General features: G+C 57.9%; 27 protein-coding genes and 3 pseudogenes. 14 read left to right on the top strand and 16 right to left on the bottom strand.

The genetic code is table 11. From position 1 onward, the window contains the following. Positions 1–134 precede the first annotated feature (134 nt). Positions 135–419, bottom strand: a complete 285-nt coding sequence (locus tag ACSQ3J_RS21955) for an alpha/beta family hydrolase (RefSeq protein ID WP_436040233.1) — start codon at positions 417–419, stop codon at positions 135–137. 118 nt (positions 420–537) lie between these two features. Here ACSQ3J_RS21955 and ACSQ3J_RS21950 point away from each other — a divergent pair, with 118 nt between their 5' ends. The 3 genes from ACSQ3J_RS21950 to ACSQ3J_RS21940 all read left to right on the top strand — a co-directional run bounded on the left by ACSQ3J_RS21950 (position 538) and on the right by ACSQ3J_RS21940 (position 2,630). After that, complete coding sequence (locus ACSQ3J_RS21950; RefSeq protein ID WP_436040232.1) at positions 538–969, top strand: antitoxin Xre-like helix-turn-helix domain-containing protein; 432 nt, start codon at positions 538–540, stop codon at positions 967–969. 1 nt (position 970) lies between these two features. Beyond that, positions 971–1,453, top strand: a complete 483-nt coding sequence (locus ACSQ3J_RS21945) for an RES family NAD+ phosphorylase (RefSeq protein ID WP_436040292.1) — start codon at positions 971–973, stop codon at positions 1,451–1,453. A 250-nt stretch (positions 1,454–1,703) separates the two neighbouring features. Then, the gene (locus ACSQ3J_RS21940; RefSeq protein ID WP_436040230.1) at positions 1,704–2,630 is read left to right on the top strand and encodes an extracellular solute-binding protein; all 927 of its coding nucleotides are present in this window, start codon (positions 1,704–1,706) and stop codon (positions 2,628–2,630) included. Between the two features lie 250 nt (positions 2,631–2,880). On the opposite strand, the gene ACSQ3J_RS21935 is transcribed toward ACSQ3J_RS21940, so the two are convergent. From ACSQ3J_RS21935 to ACSQ3J_RS21925, 3 genes are read right to left on the bottom strand one after another with little or no spacing between them, the layout of a single operon-like run. Beyond that, positions 2,881–3,675: a creatininase family protein gene (locus ACSQ3J_RS21935; protein WP_436040228.1), complete on the bottom strand. Its 795-nt coding sequence runs from the start codon at positions 3,673–3,675 to the stop codon at positions 2,881–2,883. Beyond that, the gene (locus tag ACSQ3J_RS21930) at positions 3,672–3,998 is read right to left on the bottom strand and encodes a MocE family 2Fe-2S type ferredoxin (RefSeq protein ID WP_436040226.1); all 327 of its coding nucleotides are present in this window, start codon (positions 3,996–3,998) and stop codon (positions 3,672–3,674) included. Before ACSQ3J_RS21930 ends, ACSQ3J_RS21935 begins: the two co-directional genes overlap by 4 nt. A gap of 11 nt (positions 3,999–4,009) precedes the next feature. Next, positions 4,010–5,098, bottom strand: a complete 1,089-nt coding sequence (locus ACSQ3J_RS21925) for a fatty acid desaturase (RefSeq protein WP_436040224.1) — start codon at positions 5,096–5,098, stop codon at positions 4,010–4,012. A gap of 128 nt (positions 5,099–5,226) precedes the next feature. Between ACSQ3J_RS21925 and ACSQ3J_RS21920 the strand changes: the two genes are divergently transcribed. Together ACSQ3J_RS21920 and ACSQ3J_RS21915 are read left to right on the top strand one after the other, a co-directional pair. Next, a complete protein-coding gene (locus ACSQ3J_RS21920) occupies positions 5,227–6,255 on the top strand; it encodes a LacI family DNA-binding transcriptional regulator (RefSeq protein WP_436040222.1) in 1,029 nt (342 codons plus the stop codon). 143 nt (positions 6,256–6,398) lie between these two features. Then, positions 6,399–7,328, top strand: a complete 930-nt coding sequence (locus tag ACSQ3J_RS21915; protein WP_436040220.1) for a substrate-binding domain-containing protein — start codon at positions 6,399–6,401, stop codon at positions 7,326–7,328. Between the two features lie 104 nt (positions 7,329–7,432). Here the strand turns inward: ACSQ3J_RS21915 and ACSQ3J_RS21910 are convergent, their stop codons facing one another. Together ACSQ3J_RS21910 and ACSQ3J_RS21905 are read right to left on the bottom strand one after the other, a co-directional pair. Beyond that, positions 7,433–7,825: a DUF1330 domain-containing protein gene (locus ACSQ3J_RS21910; protein ID WP_436040218.1), complete on the bottom strand. Its 393-nt coding sequence runs from the start codon at positions 7,823–7,825 to the stop codon at positions 7,433–7,435. Positions 7,826–8,060: 235 nt separating this feature from the next. Further along, on the bottom strand, positions 8,061–8,978 hold the full coding sequence (locus ACSQ3J_RS21905; RefSeq protein ID WP_436040216.1) for a LysR family transcriptional regulator: 918 nt from the start codon (positions 8,976–8,978) through the stop codon (positions 8,061–8,063). A gap of 149 nt (positions 8,979–9,127) precedes the next feature. On the opposite strand from ACSQ3J_RS21905, the gene ACSQ3J_RS21900 reads away from it, so the two are divergent. Together ACSQ3J_RS21900 and ACSQ3J_RS21895 are read left to right on the top strand one after the other, a co-directional pair. Beyond that, a complete protein-coding gene (locus ACSQ3J_RS21900) occupies positions 9,128–9,445 on the top strand; it encodes a nuclear transport factor 2 family protein (protein ID WP_436040290.1) in 318 nt (105 codons plus the stop codon). Further along, positions 9,442–10,221 carry an SDR family oxidoreductase gene (locus ACSQ3J_RS21895; RefSeq protein WP_436040214.1) on the top strand — a complete coding sequence of 260 codons (780 nt, stop codon included), beginning with the start codon at positions 9,442–9,444 and terminating at the stop codon, positions 10,219–10,221. Before ACSQ3J_RS21900 ends, ACSQ3J_RS21895 begins: the two co-directional genes overlap by 4 nt. Before the next feature lie 29 nt (positions 10,222–10,250). On the opposite strand, the gene ACSQ3J_RS21890 is transcribed toward ACSQ3J_RS21895, so the two are convergent. Then, complete coding sequence (locus tag ACSQ3J_RS21890; protein WP_436040212.1) at positions 10,251–10,718, bottom strand: MarR family winged helix-turn-helix transcriptional regulator; 468 nt, start codon at positions 10,716–10,718, stop codon at positions 10,251–10,253. A 144-nt stretch (positions 10,719–10,862) separates the two neighbouring features. On the opposite strand from ACSQ3J_RS21890, the gene ACSQ3J_RS21885 reads away from it, so the two are divergent. Together ACSQ3J_RS21885 and ACSQ3J_RS21880 are read left to right on the top strand one after the other, a co-directional pair. Continuing rightward, positions 10,863–11,657, top strand: a complete 795-nt coding sequence (locus ACSQ3J_RS21885) for an alpha/beta fold hydrolase (protein ID WP_436040210.1) — start codon at positions 10,863–10,865, stop codon at positions 11,655–11,657. A 191-nt stretch (positions 11,658–11,848) separates the two neighbouring features. After that, on the top strand, positions 11,849–13,480 hold the full coding sequence (locus ACSQ3J_RS21880; RefSeq protein ID WP_436040208.1) for a GMC family oxidoreductase: 1,632 nt from the start codon (positions 11,849–11,851) through the stop codon (positions 13,478–13,480). Between the two features lie 208 nt (positions 13,481–13,688). Here ACSQ3J_RS21880 and ACSQ3J_RS21875 read toward each other — a convergent pair whose 3' ends face one another. Next, positions 13,689–14,522 carry an oxidoreductase gene (locus ACSQ3J_RS21875; protein ID WP_436040206.1) on the bottom strand — a complete coding sequence of 278 codons (834 nt, stop codon included), beginning with the start codon at positions 14,520–14,522 and terminating at the stop codon, positions 13,689–13,691. 84 nt (positions 14,523–14,606) lie between these two features. Then, positions 14,607–15,068: a VOC family protein gene (locus tag ACSQ3J_RS21870; RefSeq protein ID WP_436040204.1), complete on the bottom strand. Its 462-nt coding sequence runs from the start codon at positions 15,066–15,068 to the stop codon at positions 14,607–14,609. A 117-nt stretch (positions 15,069–15,185) separates the two neighbouring features. Between ACSQ3J_RS21870 and ACSQ3J_RS21865 the strand changes: the two genes are divergently transcribed. Continuing rightward, positions 15,186–16,070: a LysR family transcriptional regulator gene (locus tag ACSQ3J_RS21865; RefSeq protein WP_436040202.1), complete on the top strand. Its 885-nt coding sequence runs from the start codon at positions 15,186–15,188 to the stop codon at positions 16,068–16,070. Between the two features lie 89 nt (positions 16,071–16,159). On the opposite strand, the gene ACSQ3J_RS21860 is transcribed toward ACSQ3J_RS21865, so the two are convergent. The 7 genes and pseudogenes from ACSQ3J_RS21860 to ACSQ3J_RS21830 form a co-directional block, all read right to left on the bottom strand. After that, the gene (locus tag ACSQ3J_RS21860; protein WP_436040200.1) at positions 16,160–16,900 is read right to left on the bottom strand and encodes a hypothetical protein; all 741 of its coding nucleotides are present in this window, start codon (positions 16,898–16,900) and stop codon (positions 16,160–16,162) included. Then, on the bottom strand, positions 16,890–17,609 hold the full coding sequence (locus ACSQ3J_RS21855) for a hypothetical protein (protein WP_436040198.1): 720 nt from the start codon (positions 17,607–17,609) through the stop codon (positions 16,890–16,892). The genes ACSQ3J_RS21860 and ACSQ3J_RS21855 overlap by 11 nt, the downstream gene beginning before the upstream one ends. Next, a complete protein-coding gene (locus ACSQ3J_RS21850) occupies positions 17,606–18,175 on the bottom strand; it encodes a hypothetical protein (RefSeq protein WP_436040196.1) in 570 nt (189 codons plus the stop codon). The genes ACSQ3J_RS21855 and ACSQ3J_RS21850 overlap by 4 nt, the downstream gene beginning before the upstream one ends. Before the next feature lie 423 nt (positions 18,176–18,598). Then, positions 18,599–19,189 carry a hypothetical protein gene (locus ACSQ3J_RS21845; RefSeq protein WP_436040194.1) on the bottom strand — a complete coding sequence of 197 codons (591 nt, stop codon included), beginning with the start codon at positions 19,187–19,189 and terminating at the stop codon, positions 18,599–18,601. A gap of 121 nt (positions 19,190–19,310) precedes the next feature. Then, positions 19,311–19,733 (bottom strand): hypothetical protein, encoded by a 423-nt coding sequence (locus ACSQ3J_RS21840; RefSeq protein WP_436040192.1) that lies wholly within the window; start codon positions 19,731–19,733, stop codon positions 19,311–19,313. A gap of 318 nt (positions 19,734–20,051) precedes the next feature. Further along, a pseudogene (locus tag ACSQ3J_RS21835) lies at positions 20,052–20,652 on the bottom strand (TraH family protein). Positions 20,653–20,667: 15 nt separating this feature from the next. Further along, a pseudogene (locus tag ACSQ3J_RS21830) lies at positions 20,668–21,023 on the bottom strand (nitrilase-related carbon-nitrogen hydrolase). 581 nt (positions 21,024–21,604) lie between these two features. On the opposite strand from ACSQ3J_RS21830, the pseudogene ACSQ3J_RS21825 reads away from it, so the two are divergent. The 4 genes and pseudogenes from ACSQ3J_RS21825 to ACSQ3J_RS21810 all read left to right on the top strand — a co-directional run. After that, positions 21,605–21,883: pseudogene (locus tag ACSQ3J_RS21825) on the top strand (sensor histidine kinase); the annotation flags it as partial. Positions 21,884–22,015: 132 nt separating this feature from the next. Further along, the gene (locus ACSQ3J_RS21820; protein ID WP_060504343.1) at positions 22,016–22,855 is read left to right on the top strand and encodes an inositol monophosphatase family protein; all 840 of its coding nucleotides are present in this window, start codon (positions 22,016–22,018) and stop codon (positions 22,853–22,855) included. Positions 22,856–22,908: 53 nt separating this feature from the next. Further along, a complete protein-coding gene (locus ACSQ3J_RS21815; RefSeq protein WP_436040190.1) occupies positions 22,909–23,517 on the top strand; it encodes a dual specificity protein phosphatase family protein in 609 nt (202 codons plus the stop codon). Continuing rightward, positions 23,511–25,193, top strand: a complete 1,683-nt coding sequence (locus tag ACSQ3J_RS21810; protein WP_436040188.1) for a metallophosphoesterase family protein — start codon at positions 23,511–23,513, stop codon at positions 25,191–25,193. Before ACSQ3J_RS21815 ends, ACSQ3J_RS21810 begins: the two co-directional genes overlap by 7 nt. Positions 25,194–25,216: the final 23 nt, after the last annotated feature.

Genomic DNA, 25,216 nt, shown 5'->3' with positions numbered 1-25,216 from the left:
GAACCCCGAAAACAGTTTTAGGCGGCTTGAGGTTGTGGTCCTCATCTTCTAGCCAGATGATGGCGATTCGATCGGATAGGGCGTCGTTTGAAACATCGGTACCATTTCTGAATTCGTCCCTCGCGCCTGGCAGATCAGCGTGGGTGTCTGAATCGTTCCGAGATGTTGTGTTCTAAACTAAGGCTCAAAAGCTTGCCGGGAGGATGGGATGGATAGCCGAGGCAAAGCAAGCCGACGATTTTGTGTGAGGCATGGAACTCGTCGGAGATCATGCTGGCCACGCGGCTACCCATCGACTTACCGGCGATGATGACTGGCCCTTGGACGCAAAGCGACTCAATGGCAGAGCAATACACGGGCATCGGTTTTTTTGCCTTCGGCGACGGTTTCCTTGAAACAGATATTCTGCGTGACGCCATATAATCGAATTCGAAGCGGGTATCCTGCGAACACGACGTCTTCCGAGGTGCCCCATTTCCGATTGCTATCTTCCTCATGTGAGGCTACATTCCGCCTCAACTGAAAGAGGAAGAGACGATGCTCGCATTCTCAGGTGTGGCCGATGTGCTTGGTCTTCCGGCAAAGGAGATCGCTGCGCGTTCTCCGTTTGGATTGATTTCCCGGATCGAGGACGGATTGCCAATTGGAGCCCTTGAGCGTGTTGCTCACCTTCTCGCACCGAGCGATGCGCAGTTCAAATATCGATTAATTGCTAAGGCGACATATGAGAGACGCAAGACCGCGCTCCGACTGTCTTCGGACGAGGGCACGCGTCTTGCGCGGGTGGCTCGCGTCTGGAGCCTGGCGCTGGATGTCTGGCAAACGGAAGGGGAGGCTCGGGATTTCCTGTTTCGCTCCCACCCTATGCTGGAGGACAGGCGCCCTATCGACGTCGTTATTCAGAGTGAGATCGGCGCGGAGCTTGTTCTCGACGTTCTTGGAAGTCTGAAATATGGCAGTGCTGCGTGACGTGACAGCGCAGGTTCTCGACCGAACATTAACCAGCTTCAAGATTGGCGATCCCAGTGGCGCCTATCCTATTTATGACGCAACCGGCTCGACGATCGCGCCAGGCCGGTGGAACACGCCCGGCAGTCCTTTAATCTATACCAGTGATCACTATTCCACGGCGTTGCTCGAGAAACTGGTGCAAGGTAGTGGCCGTCTGCCACCGAACCAGCACTACGTTGAGATAACGCTTCCCCTCGGCTTGTCGTACGAGGTTTTTTCTCCGCCAGCGCTACCGGGATGGGACAGCATGCCGGCGACGGTCAGCAAGGAATTTGGTGAGCGGTGGTGTTCGCGACGGCGCAGCGCCGTCCTCTTGGTACCGAGCGTCGTGGCCAGACTCGATCACAACATACTGATCAATCCGGCCCATCCGGAGTTCGCAATGATCCGCGCCAGTCTGCATCAGCCGGTATACTGGGATCGCCGTCTTTTCGGAACCTAGGCGCGCGGGAAACCCATCATGTCATCGTCATCCACTGAGTTGGTCGTCGATTTGCAAAAGAGCCTGCCTCCCATTCGAGACGCAAGGGCCCGAAACCGGCGTCAATAAATCAGTCGCATTTGGTCGGCCATCGCGCGTTGTTCGTCACCCCCTTGGGCGATGCTGCCGCTCGGCGATCTCATGAAGGATGCCGGCGTCGCCGACCATCTCGACTTCTATCCCGTCGCATGGGAGGCGGGACAGTTCCGAGATGAACTTTATACCCTGCTCATACGAAGTCGCGGCGGAACTGCTCTGCTATCGCAAGAGCATCCTTGCCAAAGCCGAGATCGATCCTCCCAAGACGCTTGACGGCGTGCTGCATGCGGCACGCCGACTCACGGACAGAAGCCGCGACTTTTACGGCATCGCCTGGTGCGGGAAACGAGGCACGCCTCTTGCGCAGACATTTCTCCAGCTTCTTGCCGATTTCGATCAGCCGCCTCTCACGTTCCCGCGGCATCTCGGCCATGTCGATCTGAGTGCGGCTGAAGATGCCTCCTTGTCGGCGTGTCTTGAAACCGAGGCGGCTTTCGCCGCGGCCGAGCATCTGAAAGCGCTGTTGCCGTTTTCTCCCCCCGAGGTTCTTGAGACCGGGTGGGACGAGCGGCTGTACGCGTATGCCACCGGCCGGGTGGCGCTCGCCTATAATTGGTCGGTCAGGATAGGGGAGCTACAAAGCAGCCCCGGCTCGCCTCTGGCCGATACAGGCTTCCTTGCCCACCCGAGCGCGTTCCCCAGACCGGGCACCGCCCCTCTTGGCGGGTTTGGGCTCGCCATACCGGCAAACCTTGCGCCGGATCGGATCGATGGTGCCGTTCGCATGCTGCGATGGCTTACTTCTCCGACCGTGACTAAACTCGCCGCGTTAAATGGAGGCTCATCCAGTCCCCGCATTACGGTTAGTCGGGATACGGACGTGGCGGAATCGAATCTCGTCATTCCAGTGATAGATCGGTTGGCGCGAAGCGATTTGATCCAGCGGTGGTCGAACCCTCCCATTCCGCACTACTCTGTCTTGCTTAAAGCGCTTGGCAACGAGCTACATGAGATGCTCCTGGGACGTACTTCAATCGCGCATGCCCTAGAGTCGGCACAGAAACGAGTGAACAACGTGCTGGGAGTGGAGAAGGGGTAGAATACTGACGCGCAAGGACCGGGCTCGCCATATCGCATAAATGAGTGCACGTTCGCATCCGTTCAAGAGCGGTCAGCGTGGTTCATTCCTGTATCCGGAGCGCTGCGCCGCTTTTGCGAACAAGAAAAACCCCACACGGGCTCATACGGCAACTCTGCTCTTTTGGCGAGGCGGTCCCGAGTCTCCGGGGACTACGCCGAAATCGCCCCGGAATACTTCCCAGCGCACAGCTTCATTGGAGGCGGCAGAGTCACTCTTGATTTAACGTCCTCCAATCACGCTTCTGCGCGTCGATCCCCTCCCAGATCGTGGCGACATCGCCCATTGGAATTTCGCGGTCGGTGCAAAAGTGCTGTTTCTCCACGAAAAGACCGATTTCAGTGAGTTGCGCTTCCAATATCTCCGTCCCGTAGCTGACTGACGCTTTCTCGACATCCGGATTTTGCGCAAAACGGCCCAAGGGGTCATGATCGACACGGTCGGCCCTACTCATTTCGACCAGATCGGGCCGGATCGCCAGCAACTGAGACAGTTCGTAGCGGCCCGCGTGATCGCCGTCGAATTTTCCCGAGACCAACTCGGGGTCAGTACGAACGAATGTCGAAAAGTCGTATGCGGCTTCGAATGCCGACGAAACCCGGCGAAGGTCCTCTTGGCTACCATGGTGGCCGCTGATGACAACGGCGGCCTGAAACCCGGCATTGTAGAACGCCCTGAATTGGTAGAGCAGCGTCTCGAGCACCAGGTGCGGCGGCAGGGCGGCGAGGCGGGGATTGACGCCACCCATGACCTCCCTCAACCAGGGTTTATGATAACCTGTCTCGTGCGTGTGATAAGCCATGGTCGGCGCTACGATACCGCCAAAACGGCGCGCTGCCTGATCGCAGAGCCAATCGGCTTTGATCGTGTCGAGGCCGAACGGCGCGATATGGCCATGCGGTTCACAGAGCCCCATCGGCAAATACACGACCGGCTTTTCCGCCTGCCGGGAAAGAAACTCGGCAGGCTTCAGCATCTCCCAGCGCACACCCTCGTCGAAGATCATGGCGCACCCTCCACCTGAATGAAGACTTCGCCATCCTGCACCCGGGTCGGATAGGTCCGCAGGTTCACGTAAATGGGTGCGCCCTTCGCCTCTCCCGTTCTGTAATCGAAGCGACCGTTGTGCTTCGGACATTCGATGATGTTCTTCATCACGAGACCATCGGCTAGATGTACCTTTTCATGCGTGCAGAGGCCGTCCGTCGCGAAGAACTCGTCGTCGGGACTGCGGTATATGGCGAAGGTGCGGCCGGAGAAATCGAACCTGATGACGTCCTCTTCGTCCACGTCATCGATTTCGCAGGCTTTGATCCAGTTCTCTCCCATCTTGTCCCCCATCATTCGGCTGGTATTGCATTGGCTGGATACGACCCTGCAGCCTGGCTTCGAGGCTTCGGCAGCGTACGGGTAACGAAGTAGCCAGGGTCATGCGCTTGCCGCCACAGGGCCGGCAGAACCTCGCGCATCACCTCGAAGAGACTGCGATAGGTATGGGGCAACTGCTCCTTCACCAGGCGGTGCAAGACGGGAAGATTGTAGTACGGGATCGACGGATAGACGTGATGCTCGATATGGAAGTTGAGGTTCGCGTAAAGGAATTCGGCAAAGGGGTTCATGCGGAAAGTGCGAGTGTTCTGGCGATGGTCGTGGGAATCTTCGGCGAGACCCGCATGCTGTGTCAGGAACCCGAAGAAATAGAAGCCATTGGCGTAGAACCGGGGACCCCAGATGAACAGCAGCGGGATGATCGTCTGTGCGACGATGCAGTAACCGACGACGGCCAGCATGCAGGCGAGATAGAAGCGGCTCGACCAGAACATCTTGCGCCATTCACTGCGGGGCACGTAGAACTTTGCGTCGCTGCTGACGATGCCGAGGGCGTGAAGAAAGATGCCTTTCAATTCACCCTTTGCCTGCATGAGGAAGAAGAAGTCGGCTCCCACTTTCAACAGGTCGGCCGGTCGTGTGACGAGGATTTCGGGATCGAGGCCCACATGGATCGTATCCGTGTGATGGCGCGTATGCCGCCAGCGCCAGTCGATCGGCTCCTTCATCGTCATGAACAGGCAGAGATTGCAGAAAATCGAGTTCAGCCAGCGCGATTTGAACGTCGCTCCATGCCCGAGGTCATGAGAACGGGGATCGCACGAGCTGTAGATCGTGCCGTAGAGCAGGAATGCGGCGATCGCCCACCATGTCCCGATCGTCTGGTAAGCCAGGACACCCGAGGCGATCAGCAGGGCCAGCCACGTCAGATAGTTGATCAGAGGCCGCCGATCCTCACGCTTCATCAGAAGCTTCAGTTCCTTCCGCTTGATGTCGAATGTCCACCACTCTCCCTGAGAGGGATCGGCGATTTCGAGGTCCGAGTCGGCGTCGAAAGCTTTTGACAGCTCATACTTCTCAGGCCGTGTCTTGAACAGCATGATCTTTTACTCCTCCAATTGAGCAGGCCGGATCATTGCAGTGCATTGCCAAGTCGGCAACACGGGTGATACTTTTCGGCTCATCACATGCCATGCTGCTCAGAGCAATGTTTCAGAAAGTGTCAATCATGAAGCGTGTCACAATCGCCGAGCTGGCGAAAGAAGCGGGCGTCAGCGTCTCCACCGTCAACAGGGTTCTCTCCGGGAAACAGGTTCGCGACGACATGGTCCAACATGTGCTGTCCATTGCGCAAAATGTCGGATTCTACGGGATAGCGACAATCCGAAGCCACCTGAAAGGCGATCTCCCCGTGAAGCGGCTCGGTATTATCGTGCAGCAGGAGAGCATGCCTTTCCACAAAGAGCTTGGCATACGCTTCAAGCAAGCATGTGAGGCCCGCGAAGATAACCGCGTGATTGCCAGCGTCGAGCATATTGAAGACCTCGAACCCCTCGTCGTCGCCAATACGCTGCGGAGGATGGCAGAAACATTCAGTGCCATCGCAATAACCTCCGCTGACCATCCAATCGTGAACCGAGCCGTCGATGAGCTAGCGGATCGTGGGGTCTTGGTATTCACCGCCGTGTCGGATTTGAGTTCTACCGGACGCGCCGGCTATGTCGGTTTGGACAACAGAAAGTTCGGTCGGGCTGCTGGTTGGTTTGCCGATAACCTCCAGCGCAGGGGCACTGAAGTCGCCATTTTGATGGGGACGCACCGACATGTCTGCCAGGAGCAACGCGAAATGGGGTTTCGGTCCTATCTCCGCGAACACGCGCGGGCGCTTAAAGTTCTCGAAGCCGTCACCACCCATGAGACGGACCTGGGAGCCTATGACGCAACCTCAGACCTCCTTCGCAGACATCCCAATCTCACCGCGATTTACGTGACCGGAGGCGGCATCAGAGGCGCAATCCGTGCAATACGAGAAGCCGATGGGAAGCCTCCGCATCTGATCAGCTGCGAATTGAATGATGAAACACGCCATGCCCTGCTGGACGGAGACCTGGCCGTCGCGCTGAGCCATCCCTTGGCAGACCTCGCCGAAAAGCTCGTTACGACCATGATCGAGGAGATTGACGCCGACCGCGCAGTTCGCTTCAGAGCCGAAATCATTCTTCCGTTCACGACATCGACCGCAGAAAGCATCTTCTGAGACAAGTTGAAACAAGGCCTCCGCACGACACGAGATGACATGAGACGAAACAGGTCACGCCAATTGCTTTTATCGCCGTTCGCGCTTTAGCTGACCCTGTTTTTGACAATTGGCAGACGAGGAGGTCTGCCGAAGGAGGAGAAATGCTTAATCTTCGCAACGTCGCATTCGCTGCGGCGGCCGCCACCACTTTGTTCTGTTCCACTCTTTCGGCGCGCGCCGACGATATCGGCGTTTCGATGCCGTACTTCGACGATGTCTGGCTGACGAACCTTCGTAACAGCATCACAACGAATGCGGAGGGTGCCGGCCTTGGCGTTCAGGCCGAAGACGCCCAGGGCGACGTCAGCAAGCAGGCGGACCAAGTCAACAACCTCATCGCGTCGGGCGTCAAAGCCCTCATTATCTCACCCGTCGACACGTCGGCAACCCAGCCGATGACGGCCGCCGCACAGGCGGCCGGTATTCCGCTCATCTACGTCGCGCGCAAACCTGATCAGGAACTGCCGAAGAATGTCATTTATGTCGGCTCCGATGAGCGGACATCTGGCGTGATGCAGGCTGAGGAGTTCGCAAAACAGCTGAACGGCAAGGGTCAGGTAGTGATTTTCCAGGGTGAACTCGCGGTGAACACCACGACCGTCCGAACCGGTGGCATCGATCAGGTTCTGGCGAAATTCCCCGACATCAAAGTCATCCAAAAGCCTGCCGCCAACTATCAGCGCCAGCAGGCAAGCGACATCATGACCAACATTCTCTCATCGGGTGAACACGTCGATGGCGTAATCGCCAACAATGACGAGATGGCAATCGGTGCAATCCTCGCGATGATCGCCGCAGGGGCCGACCCGAAGCCCGTCGTGTTCGCTGGTATCGACGGGACTGGCGAGGCGCTCCACCAGATGTCGGAAGGCAATCTGGATATCACGGTGTTCCACAATGCCAAAGGCCAGGGCGAAAAGGCCGTGGAAGCGGTCACGAAGATGGTCAAGGGCGAGCCTGTCGAGCCCGTTTACTGGGTCCCGTTCGAGCTTGTTACCAAGGCTAATGAGGCTGAATACGCGTCCAAGTGAACATCACGAGACCTGTCGGAAATGATAGAAGGCCCGCCAATTGACGGGCCTTCTTGCTGTGTAACCAATTATGCGGGGCCGCAAACGAGCTCAGTTACCCGCGCTCAGAGATCACCTTCGAACAGGACCAGTTCGCGACGCGACGCGCGGAGTGCAAACTTCAAGGCATCCGCGTATTCCAAGTCTTCGTAGCAAGCCTTGGCGAGCTGATGGCTGGGAAATTCCACGATGATCAGGCGGGGAGCGTCGCGTACTTCTTTCAGGACTGGCTCGGTCTTCGGCGTCGCCATTCTCGCTTGGTATTTTTCGGCAATTGGTTTCCACAAGCGGCCATATTCCGCTTGGGCCTCTTGATCGGTGATCTCGGTCCCGATGATCAGCCAGTACCTTTCATTCCATTTTCCATTCTTCCAACGACCGGTTTGGGAACCTTGGTTCCTGTTTATTCGAGGTCTAGCTTCTCGCGTCTGCGTATGATGGGGAGTTTGCGGGTGCATCCGGCTTCACCAATCCACACGGCCCCATATCGGTCGCTCCACGGAAGATGCGCCGACTTGTGCCGTTGAGCAATTTCCGGGCGTTAGCTCTACTCTTACGACGGGGTCGACGGTTCGTATCGGTTCAAGGCGTGAGAGCCGCCGCAAAATCCTGCCGATTTCCGAGCATTTGATTTCCGCACAGGCCGATCATCTCAGCTGCTTTTGGAAAGCCGGTAAGACCGGTCCGAAAATCTTAATCTACATACTGGGCTGATTGGTCATTTGCAAAGTCCCGGGCAGCCTGAATGAACGCACTAAAGGCGGCCGGTGGGTTTTTTCTGCCGGGGTAATACAGCGCGAGAGGTGCTAAGGAGGGGGTCCAGTCCTCGAGAACGCGTACCAACCGACCGGCCGCAATGTCATCGCGCACGTCTGCCTCCATCACGTACCCCAGCCCAACGCCATTTTGAGCTGCTATCCTGACCAAACTTGACTCGTCGAGAGTTATCGAGCCTTGCACGTCAATCTGGAGAGCGATCCCGTCCTTTTCGAATTTCCACCGAAACAAGGCGTTGTTGGGCAGACGGGCGCGGATGCAGCGAAACCGGTATAGGTCAGCTGGTACGGTAGGCCTGCCGTGAGTGCGCAGGAAGTCTGGTGATGCGACCACGGCATTGCTGCGGTTCAAACCGAGTGGCACGGCGATCATGTCCGTAGGCACCAGATCGGCCGGCCTCAAGCCCAGGTCGAAGCCCGCCGCGACGATATCGACGATCCTCCCCTCTGTGACCAGATCGATATGCACCTGCGGATAGCGCCGCATGAATGAGAGTATCAGCGGTTCCATCACCTCACGGGCTGCCGTCGCGAAGGCGTTGATGCGCAATGTGCCCGTCGGAATTTCCTGAAGAGACTGGACCGTGAGCATGGCATCGTGGATGTCCGTCATCGCCGGTCCAACCCGCTCGACAAACGTTGTTCCAGCGTCGGTGAGCGAAACGCTTCGTGTCGTGCGGTTAAACAGGCGAACACCCAAGCGCTGCTCAAGCTTTGCGATGGCATTGCTGAGTGCTGTCGTGGACATGCCAAGCTCAAGCGCGGCAGCCCGGAACGAGCCCAGGCGCGCGATGCTGAGAACGGCGTCCAGATCAACTAGAACAGAGCGTGTCATTATCCCTTTTTTCGTAATGCCTCATCCTTCTTTATCCCAGTTATCGTGTCAACCGTCTTGCCTTAGATTGTCCTTATCGAACTCAACGGGGGACGATGCCCCCAGCGGGTAACGCTAGAAATTGATGGAGGACTATAATGACAATCTAACTGCCGAAGGGCATCGAAGCCTATTTCGTTGCCGACCGAGACGGCAGTCCCGACGCGATTGCGGCCACTTTTACCGAAAACGGCATCGTCAAGGATAAGGGCAAGACCCATCGGGGCCGTGGTGCCATCCGCGCGTGGATGGCTGATGAAGCTCAGCAGTACAGCTACACGGTAGAACCCTTCTTGTTTGCCACCGAAAACGGGAAAACCCAGGTAACGGCCCATGCCGTCGGTGACTTCCCGGGCAGTCCGATTGATCTGCGCTTCTATTTTGTCCTCGCGAACGACAAGGTCGCTGAACTGGAGATTACCGTATGACACAGTTCCTCACCTTGCAGGGCCGTCGCGCCCTCATCACTGGTGGCACTTCGGGTGCCGGCGCGGCAACCGTGGCGCTGTTCAAGGAGCTTGGCGCCCGTGTCCTGACGACCGCCCGCAAGAAGCCGACGGATTTCTCCGGCGCGGCATTCGTTGAAGCCGACATGACCACTGGTGATGGGGTTCAGACCGTCGTTGATGCGGTGCATCGGGAGCTCGGCGGGCTCGACATCCTCGTAAATGTGCTGGGCGGCTCTTCGGCCCCTTCAGGCGGCTTTGCAGCGCTCACCGACGATGAATGGGAAAAAGAGTTCAACCTCAACTTCTTTCCAGCGGTCAGACTGGATCGCGCTTTGATCCCTGGCATGGTCGCTCAGGGAAGTGGTGTCGTCATCCACGTCACCTCGATCCAGAGAAATCTTCCGCTACCGGAGGCTACGACCGGCTACGCTTCAGCCAAAGGAGCCCTTAACACCTACAGCAAGAGCATCTCCAAAGAGGTATCTCCGAAGGGTGTGCGGGTGGTGCGAGTTTCTCCTGGCTGGATCGCGAGCCCTGGGTCCAATGGTCTTGCACTGCGCATAGCCGAGCAAGCCGGCATCAGCTACGATGACGCGATCCAGGTCATCATGAACTCGCTCGGCGGCATACCGCTCGGACGACCGGCCGCACCAGAAGAGGTCGCCGATCTGATCGCGTTCCTTGCCTCGGATCGAGCATCTTCTATCACCGGCACGGAGCATGTCATCGACGGCGGGACTGTTCCGACCGCCTAAGCGCTTAGGCTATCTGACGCCATTGCAGGTCAGGCGGGTACATCCCACCCGCCGATCTGGGAGTAAATTGCGTCACGAAGATGCCGCACGTCGCGGTTCAAGGCAGCGAGTTCCGGTGGTGTCTGGGTCGAGGCCGCAAGCAAGGTATCGCTGAGGCAGCCTGCCCTGTGTTGCAGGGCACGACCCTGGTCTGTCAGCGCCACCAGAACCTGTCGTTCGTTGTTTGCGTTGCGCGTCCGACTTAAGAGTCCTGCTGCTTCAAGCCGCTTTAAAAGCGGGGTGAGTGTGCTCGATTCCAGAGCAAGCTGATCTGCGATGGATACCACGGTCTGCTCGTCCTGCGCCCAGAGAACGTTGAGGACGAGATATTGCGGATAGGTCAGCCCCAGCTCGTCAAGCAGGGGCTTGTATGCCCGCTGTATCGCGATGCCGGCGGTGTAAATCGCATAGCACAGCTGGTCGCGCAGGGGCGGGGGATCTTTGTGGCGTTTGGTCATTTTGAACTCCTGTCCTCATTTATATAATCGAAATTATCACGAAAACAAATATCGCGATAAGAATCATGTTGACGTGCAGATCAAGATATGAAAACTTACAGATATCGCGATAACAGTTATCGCACTTAAACAAAAGAGAGAGCTATGACACGCAAGTCCATCACCACCATCTCGGCAATCGCAGCTGCAGCCGCATTGTCGGTTGCACTACCGGCAGCGAATGCCGCCGACATCAATCCTAAAGATCAATCCGTAAGAAACGTCGTTCTGGTTCACGGCGCCTTTGCGGACGGATCCGGCTGGAAGGGTGTTTACGACAATCTGACGAAGCGCGGATATCGCGTCACCATCGTGCAGAACCCGCTGACGTCGCTTGCAGACGATGTCGCCGCCACCGAGCGTGCGCTGGAACGGCAGGATGGCCCGGTCATTCTGGTCGGTCATTCCTGGGGCGGCACGGTCATCACGGAAGCGGGCACCGATGCCAAGGTTGCTGGCCTAGTCTACGTCTCGGCTCTCTCACCTGACGCAGGCGAAACCACGGCTCAGCAATACGAGGGATTTGCGCCCTCTTCGGAATTTGTCATCGAGACTACGAAAGACGGTTTTGGCTATGTCAGCCCGGCAAAGTTCAAGGCCGGTTTTGCGCATGACGTCAGCGATGCCGAAGCTGCGTTCATGAGCGCTTCGCAGGTGCCGATCAACATGTCGGCGTTCGGCACTAAGCTCGAACATGCGGCCTGGAAGACTAAGCCAAGCTGGGCCGTCATCGCCACCGAAGACAAGGCGTTCGATCAGGCAATGCTGATCCACATGGCTGAGCGCATCAAGGCCAAGATCACCAAAGTATCGGCAAGCCACGCCCTGTTCATGACGCAGCCGGCGGTCATTGCCGACACCATTGATCACGCAGCCAAGGCCACATCGTCGAAGCAGTGAAAGACTTCGCGCTATCGGGACGGTCAGACCTTTCCCGATAGCGCTTGAACCAAAACTTTAAATGGCTCGGCACGGGCCAAAGCGACTTGTCGCGAGAGGACGGATTCTTGACCGGAATCCAATGGCGTTCCATCGCCTGCCGAAACCCAGACTTCCAAAATCTATCTGAATCAATTCACGGAGGAACTCACGTGAAACTGTCTACCCATGAAAAGAATGCACCCGCGAACTCGACCTTTTCTCATAATACCGTCGGCGATGTCTTTGACTTCATCGTCTGCGGCGCCGGATCCAGCGGATCGGTTGTCGCAGCACGACTTGCAGAGGATGGCAACGCGAGCGTACTGCTGCTTGAGGCAGGTGGCGATGATCAGTCCGAGACTGTATCGAACCCTGCGCAGTGGCCACTCAATCTTGGATCGCAACGCGACTGGGGCTTTGTCGGACAACCGGCACCTGGACTGGATGGCCGGCGGCTCCCGCTCAGCATGGGAAAGGGGCTTGGCGGCGGTTCAAGCATCAACGTCATGGTCTGGGCGAGAGGACATAAGGAAGACTGGAATCATTTTGCAGCCGAGGCAGGCGATGATGCCTGGGGATATGAATCGATCCTCCACTATTATCGCCGGATCGAGGATTGGCAGGGCGCTGCAGACCCGGTTCGTCGCGGAACGCGCGGGCCCGTCCATGTAGCGCAGCCATCGTCTCCCCAGCCGATAGCGCAAGCCTTGTTGAGCGCTGCGTCAGCTATGGGCGTTCCGATCTTCGATTCAACCAACGGCGAGATGATGGAGGCCCCCGGCGGCGCATCGATTGCTGAATTGCGCATCCGGGATGGCAAGCGGGAATCGGTATTCGATTCCTATGTCCGTCCGCTGCTATCACGCTCGAACCTGACCGTAATCACCGATGCGCTGGTCACGCGTCTCATTCTCGATGGCACGCGGGTGAGAGGCGTGGAAGCTGTGATTGACGGTCAACCGCGCCGGTTCATGGCGTATTGCGAAACGGTGCTGTCACTGGGGGCTATCAACACACCAAAGGTCCTGATGCAGTCCGGTATCGGCCCGGAAAACGAGGTGCACTCGCATGGCATTCCGGTGGTGCAACACCTGCCAGGCGTCGGTCGCAATCATCAGGATCATATCGCGTTCGGTTGCACGTGGGCCTACCGAAAGCCAGAAGCCATCGGCGGTAGCGGCTGTGAGGCCAACATCTACTGGAAGAGTGATGCGCGCCTGTCCCAGCCGGACATCCTTCAGTGCCAATTGGAGTTCGCGGTGCCTTCGCCGGCCGAAACGGGTCTTGAGACGCCGGAGCATGGCTGGACGATGTTCAACGGCCTCGCCCAGCCAAAAAGCCGTGGCCGCTTGCGGCTTTCCGGTCCTAATGCAGGCGATCCCGTTTTGATCGACCCAAACTCACTCAGCGTGCCGGAAGACATGGCTGCCGCATTGGCCGCGGTCGAATTGTGTCGCGAACTCGGCAACAGCGAGGGCTTTTCCCCGTTGGTGACAGGCGAAACAGCTCCAGGTACACGCGACAAAGCAGGAATGATCGATTTCATCCGACGCTCGGCCGTCACCTACTGGCATCAAACCTCCACCGCCAAGATGGGACGCGACAACATGTCGGTCGTCGACAATGAGCTCAAAGTCTATGGCATCGAGGGTCTTCGCATTGCGGACGCCTCGGTTATGCCCCGGATCACTACCGGCAACACGATGGCGCCCTGTGTTGTCATCGGTGAGCGGGCGGCCGATCTGATCGGAAATTCACATGGACTAAGCGCTCAGCGCGAACTCGTCGTTCCGTTTGTCTGATCCTGACAGTTGGGACTTAGCGCTTTGTTCCGCATGGCGCTGTGTTTCCGAACTGGACGATCATGGAATACCATGTCGTCAAGAGCGTTCGGCGCTGGGATATGATACGGTCAGTAAACGGGTGCGATGGTTTTTATCCGTTTAAGCCAACGGGAGGCCCCGAAAGCGGCCTCCCGTCGGACGAAGTTTAACCAGAGAGCACCGCCGATTAGGCATCGGCGAAGTCGGTCGAGACCGAGACGGCGCGCCATTCGGAGAGAATAGCAGCATCCTGCGCATGCTTTTTCTCAATCGCGGCAACCGTGTCGCTTCCCAGCGGCAGGCGGACCGGCGGATTGGGGGCATCAGTAAAGGCGATGAGCGCATCTGCCAGCTTTTGAGGGTCGCCGGGTTGGTTATGGCTGAGACCGGCTGCTATCGTGCGCACCTTGCCGACGGTTTCTGCATAATCGCCGATGATGTTGCCGCTGACCGACAAGGACGAGCTGTCGAGGAAGTCGGTGCGGAAATAGCCCGGCTCTACCACGGTGACGTGGACGCCAAGCGGCGCCAGTTCGTCATGCAGGGCTTCGCTCAGCCCTTCGACCGCGAATTTCGTCGAGGAGTAGACACCGAAGCCAGCGGCGCCGCGATAGCCGCCGATCGATGAGATATTCAGGATGCGGCCGGAACGCGCCTGACGCATTGAGGGCAGGACGGCGCGGGTCACGTTGAGGAGGCCAAAGACATTGGTGCGATAGACGGCCTCGATCTCAGCCACGGTTGCTTCTTCGACGGCACCCATCAATCCGAACCCAGCATTGTTGAGCAGGATATCGATGCGGCCGAAGCGCTCGATCGCGACTTTCACTGCTGCGGTCGCCTGGCTTTCGTCGGTCACATCGAGGGCGACCGGAAGCAGGTTGGGATGTTTGCCGAACCGCTCGGTAATCGCCTTTGGATTACGAGCGGTGGCGACGACGGCGTCGCCCTGTGCAAGAGCGCGCGTAGTGATGAGGGCGCCAAAGCCGCGCGAGGCGCCGGTGATGAACCAGATTTTCATGGAGATGTTCCTTGATGTTCGATTTGATAGGGAGAGGTTGTCTGGCCACCGCGATGTCGGGATGGCCAGCCGGGTTGGAAAGGGTCACGGCAGGATTTCTGCCAGCTCGATCAGATTGCCGAAGGGATCGCAGAAGAAGGCGAGGCGACGGCTGATCGCCAGCAGTTCGAACGGCTCGGTGACGATGGTGACGCCACGTGCCCGCAGTTCCTCGACGGTGGCGTCAACGCTTGCGACATTCAGGCAGAAATGGTGGTAGCCCGCATATTTGAGACTGTCGCCAAGATCGGTGTAGGGGCGGACGTCTGCCGGCGACGGATCGCCACCACCAAGGATTTCCACATAGAAATGGTCGTCGGTGGCAGGTGCGAGATAGGCGAGTTGCTCGTCGGCATAGTCCCATTCGGCAACGACACGAAAGTCGAGCTTTTCCACATACCAGCGCTTGGCGGTTTCGAGGTCCGGCGTGCGGACGGCGACGTGATGACCGCGCATGTCAGCGAAGGGCGATGCCGTGTTGTGGGCGGGAGGAATGAAGTCGGCCATTGTCTTGTCTCCTGTGTGGTCCGGCACCAGCGCCGGTTTGCAAGGAGAAATCTGGACCTTTTCGACGATAAGAATTAGAGAGATAATCTTCCTCTCAATGATGAGTGAGATTTGACAATGCGCAGCACGGATCTCTCGGAACTGGCCGCATTCGATGCCGTCGCCCGTCACCGCAACTTTCGCCGCGCCGGCGAAGAGCGTGGGGTGACGGCCTCGGCGATCAGCCATGCGGTGGGCAATCTCGAGGCGCGCGTCGGCATTCGCCTGCTCAACCGTACGACCCGCAGCGTGTCGCTGACCGATGCCGGCGCGATGTTGCTTGCGCAACTGTCGCCCGCCTTCGGGGAAATCGGGTCGGCGCTCGATGCCCTCAACCAGTTTCGCGACACGCCGTTTGGCAAGGTGCGCATCAATGCGCCGAATTCGGTCGCGCCTTTCGTGTTCCGCTCGGTCATCGGCCCTCTGATCTCAAAAAATCCTGGTCTCCAGCTGGAAATCGTCGCCACTGACCGCCTCGTCGATATTGTGGAGGAGGGGTTCGATGCTGGCATCCGTCTCGGCGAAAGCCTGCGCGATGGCATGACGGCTGTGAAGATCAAGCCGCGACTGCGGTTTGCCGTCGTGGGCTCAACAAGCTACTTCGAGCTCAATCTGCTCCCCAAAACCCCGGATGAGCTGCGTCACCATGTCTGTATCCGCAATATCTATCCAAGCGGCAAGCCGTATGCCTGGGAGTTCAGCCGCGCAGGCAAGATCATAGAATTCGAGCCGACCGGGTCTCTGTCGCTCGATGACCATGAACTGATGGTTGAGGCAGCGCTTGCGGGCGTGGGGCTGGCTTATGTCTGGGAGGAGCGGGCGCGCGCCTATATCCAGAATGGCAGCCTGGTAGAATGCCTGGCACCCTGGAGTGCGCCCGAGGACTGGCTTTATCTCTACTACCCGACGCGGAAATACCTGTCGGCCGGCCTGCGCGCCGTCATCGATGCGCTGCGTGTATGAATGGAGGGGGTGCGCCGGTGTTTGGTTTTTTATCAGAAGCTTGCAGAGTGCGCATCGTCCGGCCAATGGACGTCGGGAAGTTAAGCGGCTCAAAGGCGTAATGCTTGGACCGAGTAAAAATTCGGGGAGACGCCGCCAACATCGACGATAAATTGCTGGTCGGCGGTATCTGTAACGGCGAGCTTTAGCAGGCTCCAGTCGTCGTGCTCTCCATCTAGTGTTACTTCGCGGCCGTCGATCACAGCAAGTTGGTCACCTGCTGAGAGCTCGGCCCAATAGCCGTCCGTGGAAATTAGATAGACTCCAGGGACAGTATCCGTTTCGATGATTTCAGGCGCTATATATTCGCGGGACCGGAAGCTTTTGGTGAGGCGATGTCGAGCTGGTATCTTTGACAATTCATCAAGTGCAACTTCGGTGAAAACGTTGGCGAGCGTGTGAGGGTGAGTTTGCCACTGAATTCTGTCGCCTTGGGTGATCTCGCCCAGAAGACAGTCGCCAGCATGGACAACGGCCGTGCGTCCTTCAGTTGCTATATGCACGATAATAAAACTGGCCGAACCCCGAGGAAAACGGGCCTGCAAATCCGCGTGGATCCTGCGCAGCTGTTTCATGAGTGCGTCGGGATACAACGCTTCCTTCAGGCCGATGAACCAGTCGACCATTTCCCGTACGATCGCGCCCGCGTATTCGCCATTGTCGGCGCCTGCGGTAGAGCCATCAACGACGATGCTCATAACGCCGCTTGTACTGACGCCAAGCCCTGCATGGTCACGATTGTCAGCGGTCTTTGTGCCTTTCCGGCTATACCAGTTTGCTTCAATGCGCATCCGCGCCACCGTCTGCGCAGTGGTTTATTGCAGCATAGCGCTCGCGCACGATAGCTGTGCGTCCGGGCTGCCCACGCAAATTTCCCTCAAGGAAATCGTCAAAGTCGCGATGCTTGAGTAGCGCCTGGAATTGTTCAGCGATGTATGTCTTGACGTCGAGATCGGCATTCGCCAACTCCTGACCAAGTTCCTCTCTCCCATCAACGACGAGAAGTATGTCTTCGGCATCTCTGCTAGAATAAAGGTCATCACCGCCCCTGCCGGCGAATGCTTCCAGTTTCGTCGCTATAAAGAGGGCCGGCGTGAGGAGCCGGATGGTGAGACTTTCAGTGAGTTGGTGAACCTCAGCGGTTTCGATACCTTTTGCGTACCAGCGATTGCTAAAGCCAAGGATCGCTTCATCATCCGGCATGAAATCGACTTTGAGCGGGCCGAGGCGCATTCGGCAAATGACGTCGTCATCCGAGGACTCTTTGAACCCCCTTTCTCGCAGCTGTTCCAAAAGCTGGCCCCATTCGGCAAGCCCCGCAAGATCGACAATAACGTCAATATCGTCGGTAGCCCTGACATCTTCGAGGGTCACGGGGTCTGTGATGAAAAGCGCCGTTGTGCAGCCCCCAACGAACACAAGGCGATCGCGCAAATCTTGTTCAAGCGCTGTGGCGACGACTTTTAACATTTCAAGCAGTTGGCCGCGGACAGTTGTCATTTGCCGAGTATCCGTGTTGAGAGGCGCTCACTTGCCAAACCCACTTCCCTCTGGTTTCCGAGACGGATTGCGTCGCAGAGTGCGAGATATTCGTAGAGGCGGTCGTCTCTTTGGACAGCTTCCGGCACGCTTTTAAACAATGGATCGACTGACTGGCCCATTTCACGGCCGCTCGCATGCGGCCACACGTAATTGTAGTTGCCGGCACTCATCAGAAGACCTTCAAGCATGGGAGCGGCGAACGCGGTAGGCATACCCCGTTGCATTGATCCAGGCTTTGCCGGAAAGGTGAATTTCAAACCGTGGACGACGAAATTGAACAGATTCCGTCGGCTCGGCCTGGGTCGGCCAAGTTCGCGATCTTTGCTGGCAATACCAGACGCTAGGCTCCTCTTGATCGACTCATTGACCTCGGTCTTGCTTATGCCGAGAGATGCCTCCAAATTCCGGACGGAGTATGGGTCATCGCCCTGCGCCTCTAGGCGCAAGTGCTTGCCCCCTTGGTCTTGTTCCTGCTCTTGGAGGCTAATGAGCTTGAGCAATATGACGATGTCCTGGCTTTTCATATGGGTTCCGCTTTGATGTCCTCTGTCCTAGGACCAGGGACAGAAAAGCACGCCAAGGCTCCGTTGTCAAAGTCCACGCCTCGAGCATGCCGGTTTCTCCACTTCAGCAGTGGTCTAGCGTGCCTGGAAAGGGCTTCAAAAACAGCCTTGCGGCATACTTAAAAACATCTAAATGATGCCTTCGCCCGCCGTATCGTCGGTTGGCGGGCAAGCCGAACGGCCCATGCGGGCCGATTGACACTATTGCGGCAGTATGTCTGCGGTGAACCGGTAAACTCCACCCCTAAAGGCACTCAGTTCCATAAATCGCGTTATCTGATACACGCATAAAGGGTAAATCTATAAATAACACTAAAAGATGGCAACGCAAATTTCAAGCTAACTGGCACAGGATTTGTCAAATCATTATCGGTGGATTCGAGCTTACGTGCCGCCGTAGCGGTCAATCATACGACGCAACTGGGCGTTCTGCTCAAGCAATTTCGCAGACAGCGTCAATCGAAGACTTTTGATTTCAAGGTCTAGCTCACTGGCTTCGGCAGTGGCCGTTTTCTTCGTCGCCACAGGCTGGGCTAACGCTGTCTTGAAAACCGCCCGCTTACCTAGGTTTTCTCGCGGTGAAACCGCTTTCGCCCGTCGCCCTTTTGATTTTTTGGGAACGGTCTCTGTCCCACCGATCCCATCGATAGTCGTCACGGCCGTCGCTACCGGTGCGGGCTGGTCAGGTGCTTCCGGTGCAACGCTAGCTGCCGGCTGCGAAGGCACGGGATCGGTTTGCGCCGCAGGTAAGGATTGCTGGGCGTCTGCTCCGACGGAAGCGGGCTGCCGGTCTGTTTTGTTCCCGTCAGCGATCGATTGAGGGCGCCCTTCCAATTCCCTTTGCCGTGCATTGAGCTGCTCGAACAAATCAACTTGCGGGTCAGATGTACGCGCGGCCTCATCGACCGATGCAACGGTAACATCTGACTTGCGGCGTGATGCAAAGTCTTTGAATAGTTGCCAGGGTGATCTCATCGTCGTCTCCCGACTCGTTTCCTGGCCGATTGTACAGAGCGGGAAACCGGGCTTGCAATGCAAGCCCGGTTTTTAATCGCCAAGCGGCTTTAGATCGGCGGCTGTTGGCGATCGTCTACGATCAAGCTATCCCGAGCTTTTTACGGAGATCAGCGTTTTCGGCGCGGAGTTTGCCGGAAAGCTCTTTACGAAGCTTCTGGTTTTCTTCTTCGAGCTTGAGAAGCTCGGCAAAACCGTCCGTATCAACCGGCGCGGCCTCGGGTTTCGGCGCGCGCTTGCCGGGCTGTGCCTTCGCAGCTTTGGCCTTCTTTGCCGGAGCTGGTGCCTTTGCGGCCGACTCTGCTGCAACAGACGCGCTCACAGCCACTGCTTTCTTTGCGGGACCGCGGGTCTTCTTTACCGGCGCGCTTACCGAAGTGTCAGCCACAGCTTCCGCAGCGGCTTTTGGCTTCCGCGGTGCGCGCGTCTTTTTTTCTTTTGCCTTCGAAGCCGCCTCAGCGGACGCAGTGTCGACTGCAGGAGGTAAATTCGTATCATCAGCCATTGGTGGGTCCTTGCTTAGGGAAAATCGTTCACGACCGTTTTAAGTCGCTGTCAATATGCACAGAATATTATTTCGAGTTTATTGACGAGAAATTTCAGAGCGTTGTCGCCCTGCGCGGAGGCTTCTTGGTATGCGTCATGTCACGAACACTTTTTCCCAGACACGGTTGCCTATAGCAGCAACTGATCAGCGGGTGGGCTTGCAATCGAAATCGGGCATTCAAGTACCCCTGCCGGTCCTATTGTCAGTCGCACAACAGATCACCTTCGGTACTGCCACGATCCGGATCGGGTTGTTATTGAATTATTGGTGAAACACTCATTGGGATCCATTAATTCTCGATAGATCGACGCGGGGATCAGCGCTCGCTGGGTGGTCCCCGTGGCTGGTCACATCTTTCGCGGGGGTGGCCAGCGTAGATGGGGCACCATCGTGGTTCTCCGACTTTATGTTAGCAGCGCCGGTCTCCGGCTTCCCGGGCTCCGGCTCAAGAAACACGGACCTACCCTCGAAATACCCCCTCTGCCAAGCATAGACGGCATCATCGAACGCCTCTGGCGGCTCAGACCCATACCATTTCGTGACGATGCGATAGACCTTCGCGAACAGTCCGGTCCCCACACGAATATTTTCGCAGGCGTCAACGAGGTCGACCTTTAGCTCGGAGGCTTCGTTCACACCGATCCCGGCGGGGTATCGCGTAACTCCAACTCATGACGACCGCGTGGCCAACATATTTTGACACGAACGCCATCGCCTCCTCGCTCGTCCTTGCAACGGGCACGAGAACGAGCCGATCGCCGGATTTCACGGTAACTGATAGGGGGTTCTCGGAACCGGCCTCGGCAATGAACCGTTCGATGATGGCGGGCTTCAGGGCTGGATCCGCGCATTTGGTGATCAAGGCAGGATCAAACATAGATGTTCCAAAGGCTCACGTGTTGAAGGATACGATGATGGGGGTGTTGAACAGAGTTGCCCAGGCGAGTGCACTCGTGCGCTGGATCTGGACGATTGAGGTTCCAGCCGTCCACCAGCCGTTCCCGCTTGCGACGATTACATCAGGCTTATGAAGCTTCGACTGCAGGACGGCCACGTGAGCAGCTGCTCGTAGCAAATCAGAGTGGCAACGCGAGCGCCGGCCACGACGACGATCGGATTGGCGAAGAAGTTGGCCCGGGCGCCGCCACTTCTTCCCAACCATGACAGCCATGGTTGCCACATGGACACGGGTACCGGCATGCGCTGGCGATACCCTGGCGATCCGCCATCCCTGTTCACTGCGACCATGACGTTGTCGTAACCGGCAAGATCAACCACCGAAGCGCCGGCGAACACCGTGACTTCGCTTCCCTCCAGAGCTGTTCGCCAATATCGTTCCATCGTCGGCGTCCAGAAGCCAAGCGCGCTCCCGGGAAGGACCACCACTCGAGCTCTGAGTGCCGCTTCCGCTCGCACTGCCCTGATAAGTAACTGTTGCTGCTCAAGATCAAAACCGCGGCCCATTGATTGGCCAAGAAGTGTGTGGACACCCACCCAGCCTTTCGGCGAGGAAGGAGGCGCCCAGCTTGCGGCAGACCAGCGGGCGATGTGGAGAGGCTCAAGGCGGCGGGGCAAATGGATATGGCGCGAGACATCGACGCTGTAATCAAGTCCATGCGACGGCTGGTTGACCATGAAATGGCGCGGGCGAGAATCGCCGATAGCAGCCATCATGCCAGCTCCAATCTGGCCAAGGTAATCGCCAGTGTCATCGCCGTTGTCCAGCGTACCCCGGCCGGCCAGAACATCGAGTGGATCGTCGTTGTTCCCGTAAATCTGAAGGTGCGGATTGATCCTGACGATCTGGCTGAACTCATTGGAATCTCTGCGAAAACGCGGCCCGCTATGTCAGGGAAGAAGTCTCCATCCAGGCGAAACTTAACGGGGCGATGGTGGAGATTGACATTCGCGACGATGGTCCCGGAATTCCGGAAACGCTTCTGCCTTACGTGCTTCGGCGCGGCGGCCGTCTGGATACGACAAGCGGGGGAGCTGGCCTCGGACTTTCAATCAGCGAAAGCATCGTTCAGGCCGCAGGGGGCACGATCACTCTTGAGAACGCCGGGCCGGGGCTCAGGGCTTCCGTCCGATTGCCCGGGATAGCGTAGTGGTGGTTTAGTTCAATGCCGCATTTTGGCCTCCGCCGAGTGAGCGGGTAGCGTCCATCAATCTAGCTTGAAAAGATTGAACGCGTGTGCAATATGAACACGTGTTCAACGCGCTATCTACGGTTAGAGTCCATGGAATCAAAGTCCTACCCAGACACATTGGAAGCTCGTGCCGACCTCTGCCGCGACGTCATTCGCTCTGCCGGAGAGCTGGTATTGAACGGGTTTCACGGCGAGGCAACGCGCAACTATTCGATGAAGGGCCCCCAGGATTTCCTGACGGTCACGGATGCTGCTTCCGAAGCGCATATTCGAGATGCGCTTTCAGCGCATTTTCCGAATGACAGCTTTTTTGGGGAAGAGGGTGGTGGCGATATTGCCGAGCGGGTCTGGGTCGTCGATCCGGTCGATGGAACAGCCAATTTTGCCCGTGGCATCCCGCATTTTTGTATTTCCATCGCGTATGTCGAAAATGGCCGCACCGAAATCGGAGCCATCTACAATCCTGCCCTCGATGAACTCCATTTCGCCCGCCGCGGCGAAGGCGCAACGCGCAATGGGCTGCCGATCAAGGTCGCTGACACAAAGCGCTTCGATGCGGCCTCCATCGAAATGGGATGGTCGACCCGCGTGCCGAACGCCACCTATCTCGATGTCATCAAGAATCTGCTCGATATGGGCACCAATGTCCGCCGCGCGGGGTCTGGCGCTTTGGCGCTCGCTTATGTCGCCGATGGCCGCTCGGATGGTTATATCGAGTTGCACATGAATTCCTGGGATTGCCTCGCAGGCCTGCTACTTGTCAGCGAAGCTGGTGGGGACGTCTGCCCGTTCCTCGATATCGGCAGCTTGAAGGATGGCGGGCCGGTGCTCGCCGCCGCCGCGGGCGTCGCGCGGGGTGTCAGCAAGGCTTCGAATATTCCGCTCGCCGCATCGCAAGTGCAGGACTTGCAGTTGGCAACGTCGGCCTGATTTGTGAAGACGAGCCTGTGAAGGGCGCGCCGCGTGCGTGCGAAGGAGTAGAAATGGATGGACCCGTTTATAGCCGGCCTGCAATCAGCCTGATTGGCGAAGGCCTTGGCCCGCATGGCGCAGCGCTTTACATCGGTGGCAGCGATGGTGCACGCGATCTTGGGCTTCTGCGCCAGCACGGTATTACCACGGTGGTCAATTGCGCGGTCAATCTCGATATCAATTTTGTGCCGGGGGCAGGGGAAGAGGGCGATCTGCGGGCAAGCGGTTACGGCGACATTCGGTATTACAAGCTCGGCCTGATCGATGGAGAAGGCAGCCCGGACACGATGATGCTTGGCGCCTATTATATTCTCGATGGCGCGCTGCGGCAGACGATGCCGAAGCGGGAAACCTATCCCTTTCCGGACGGCGGCAACGTGCTCGTCAATTGCCGGAGCGGTCGCAGCCGGTCCGTCTCGCTGGTGGCGCTTTTTCTGCACAAGCAGCAGCCGCATCTTTACCCCACTTTGGACGATGCAGTCGCCGTGATCCGCGAAAAGCGGGAATTGCGGCCGGATGAATGGTTCGAAACGCCAAAACCGATGCTCTACGCCGCCGCCCGTCGCGCTTCTGAATGGATTGATCTCATCGAAGGCAGGAAGCAGCCGCAATCATGTTGACACGCAGCCTCCCGTCAGTCGCCGTCATCGCCGACGCTCATTTCCATGACACGGCTGCCGATTTCGGCTTTCCCGGTATCGAGATCGATGGCCAGCGCATAACCATGCGCAGTTGGTCGGACACCCGCCAATCGACCCGCGTCTTCAACGAAAGTGCCGATGCGCTGCATGCGGCGCTTGACGAGGTGCAACGCCGGGGTATCCGCCATGTCGTGCTGCTCGGCGACTATACCGACGATGGGCAGCGGGCCACCACCGGAATGCTGAAAAGCATCCTGCAGCGCCACAGCGATAAGTATGGCACCGGCTTCTACGCGCTGCCGGGCAACCACGATATCTTCGGCCCGCGCGGTCGGCACCATATCAAGGAATTCCTGGCGGAGGACGGTAGCGGCCTTTCCGTTTCCAGTGATGCCCGCCTTGCTGGTGAGCGTGTCGTTATCAACGGTGGCATGTATTGCGAAGGCTATCCCGCGGGCCTTACCCCCATGGCCGCCTTCGGTTATTTTCGTCGCCCTGACTACTTGCACTGGGAAACACCTTTCGGCGGATCCGATGCGCCGGAAGATCGTCTCTACGACGTTTGCTCGCCGGATGGCAGGAATGTCTACCGATTGATGGACGCTTCGTATCTCGTCGAGCCTGAAGCCGGGCTCTGGTTGTTGATGATCGACGCCAACATCTTTGAACCACACGACGGCATCTTCGAGGCAGGAGAAGAAGCGGCCTTCACCGACAGTACATCGGGCGGCTGGAATGCACTTTTGCGCAGCAAGCCCTTCATCATCGACTGGATTGCCGATGTCAGCCGCAAGGCGCAGGCTCTTGGCAAGACGCTGCTTGCCTTCTCTCACTATCCCGCCCTTGATCCCTTTGTCGGAGCAACCCGTGCCGAAGGCGCGCTGTTTGGTGAAACCAATGGTGTGCGCCGGACGCCGCGCAAGGCGGTTGAAGATGCCTTGCTGCAGGCGGGACTCGCCGTCCATTTTAGCGGGCATCTGCATGTCGAAGGCGTCACGCGGCGCGAAGCTGCGGATCGATCGTTGACCAATATCGCCGTGCCATCGCTTGTCGCCTTCCCACCCGCGTTCAAGGTCGTTCATCCATCGCAGGATGCGATCGCGATCGAAACCGTGGAAATGTCCGCATTGCCGGTCAACGGCCAAATCAGTGCCGGATATGCGCGGGAAACTGCGTTTGCCGGTGAGGGGATGGACCCTGCCTTCACGGCCGGCAACTACGGCATCTTCCTGCGCTGCCACAAGCGCGCGCTGGTCCGGCATCGCTATTTCCTGAAAGAATGGCCGGCCGACATCGTGGCAGCGCTCCAGGATCGCACCGTTGCGGAGGTCCTTGGCTCGTTCAGCAGAAAACCCGGGCCGCCGGCCGACGCAGTTCTGTCTGCCGCTCTGCCGATGCTGGATTTGATCGCCGACTGGTACTGCCTTCGCCAGGGAGCAGCGTTGGCATTGCCACATATCGAGCCCGAAAGGCTCGTCCTGTATCGCGCACTGGCGGAGCGCTTCGGCCACGAACCTGAGGATCACGACGGCACCCTTGAGGGCTTTCTTGGCATTTTCTTCGGCGCACTCGGGCTGTTTCTCGACCGCGCCGAACGCGGGTCGCGGAGGATAACGGTAGACCTTGCACCGCGGCACGAACTGCTCGCGGTATGACCGCGGACCGCCTTCCGACGGGC

Source organism: Rhizobium sp. LjRoot98, from assembly GCF_964252935.1.
Lineage (GTDB): Bacteria > Pseudomonadota > Alphaproteobacteria > Rhizobiales > Rhizobiaceae > Pararhizobium.
This window is presented reverse-complemented; position numbering and strand designations above follow the sequence as displayed.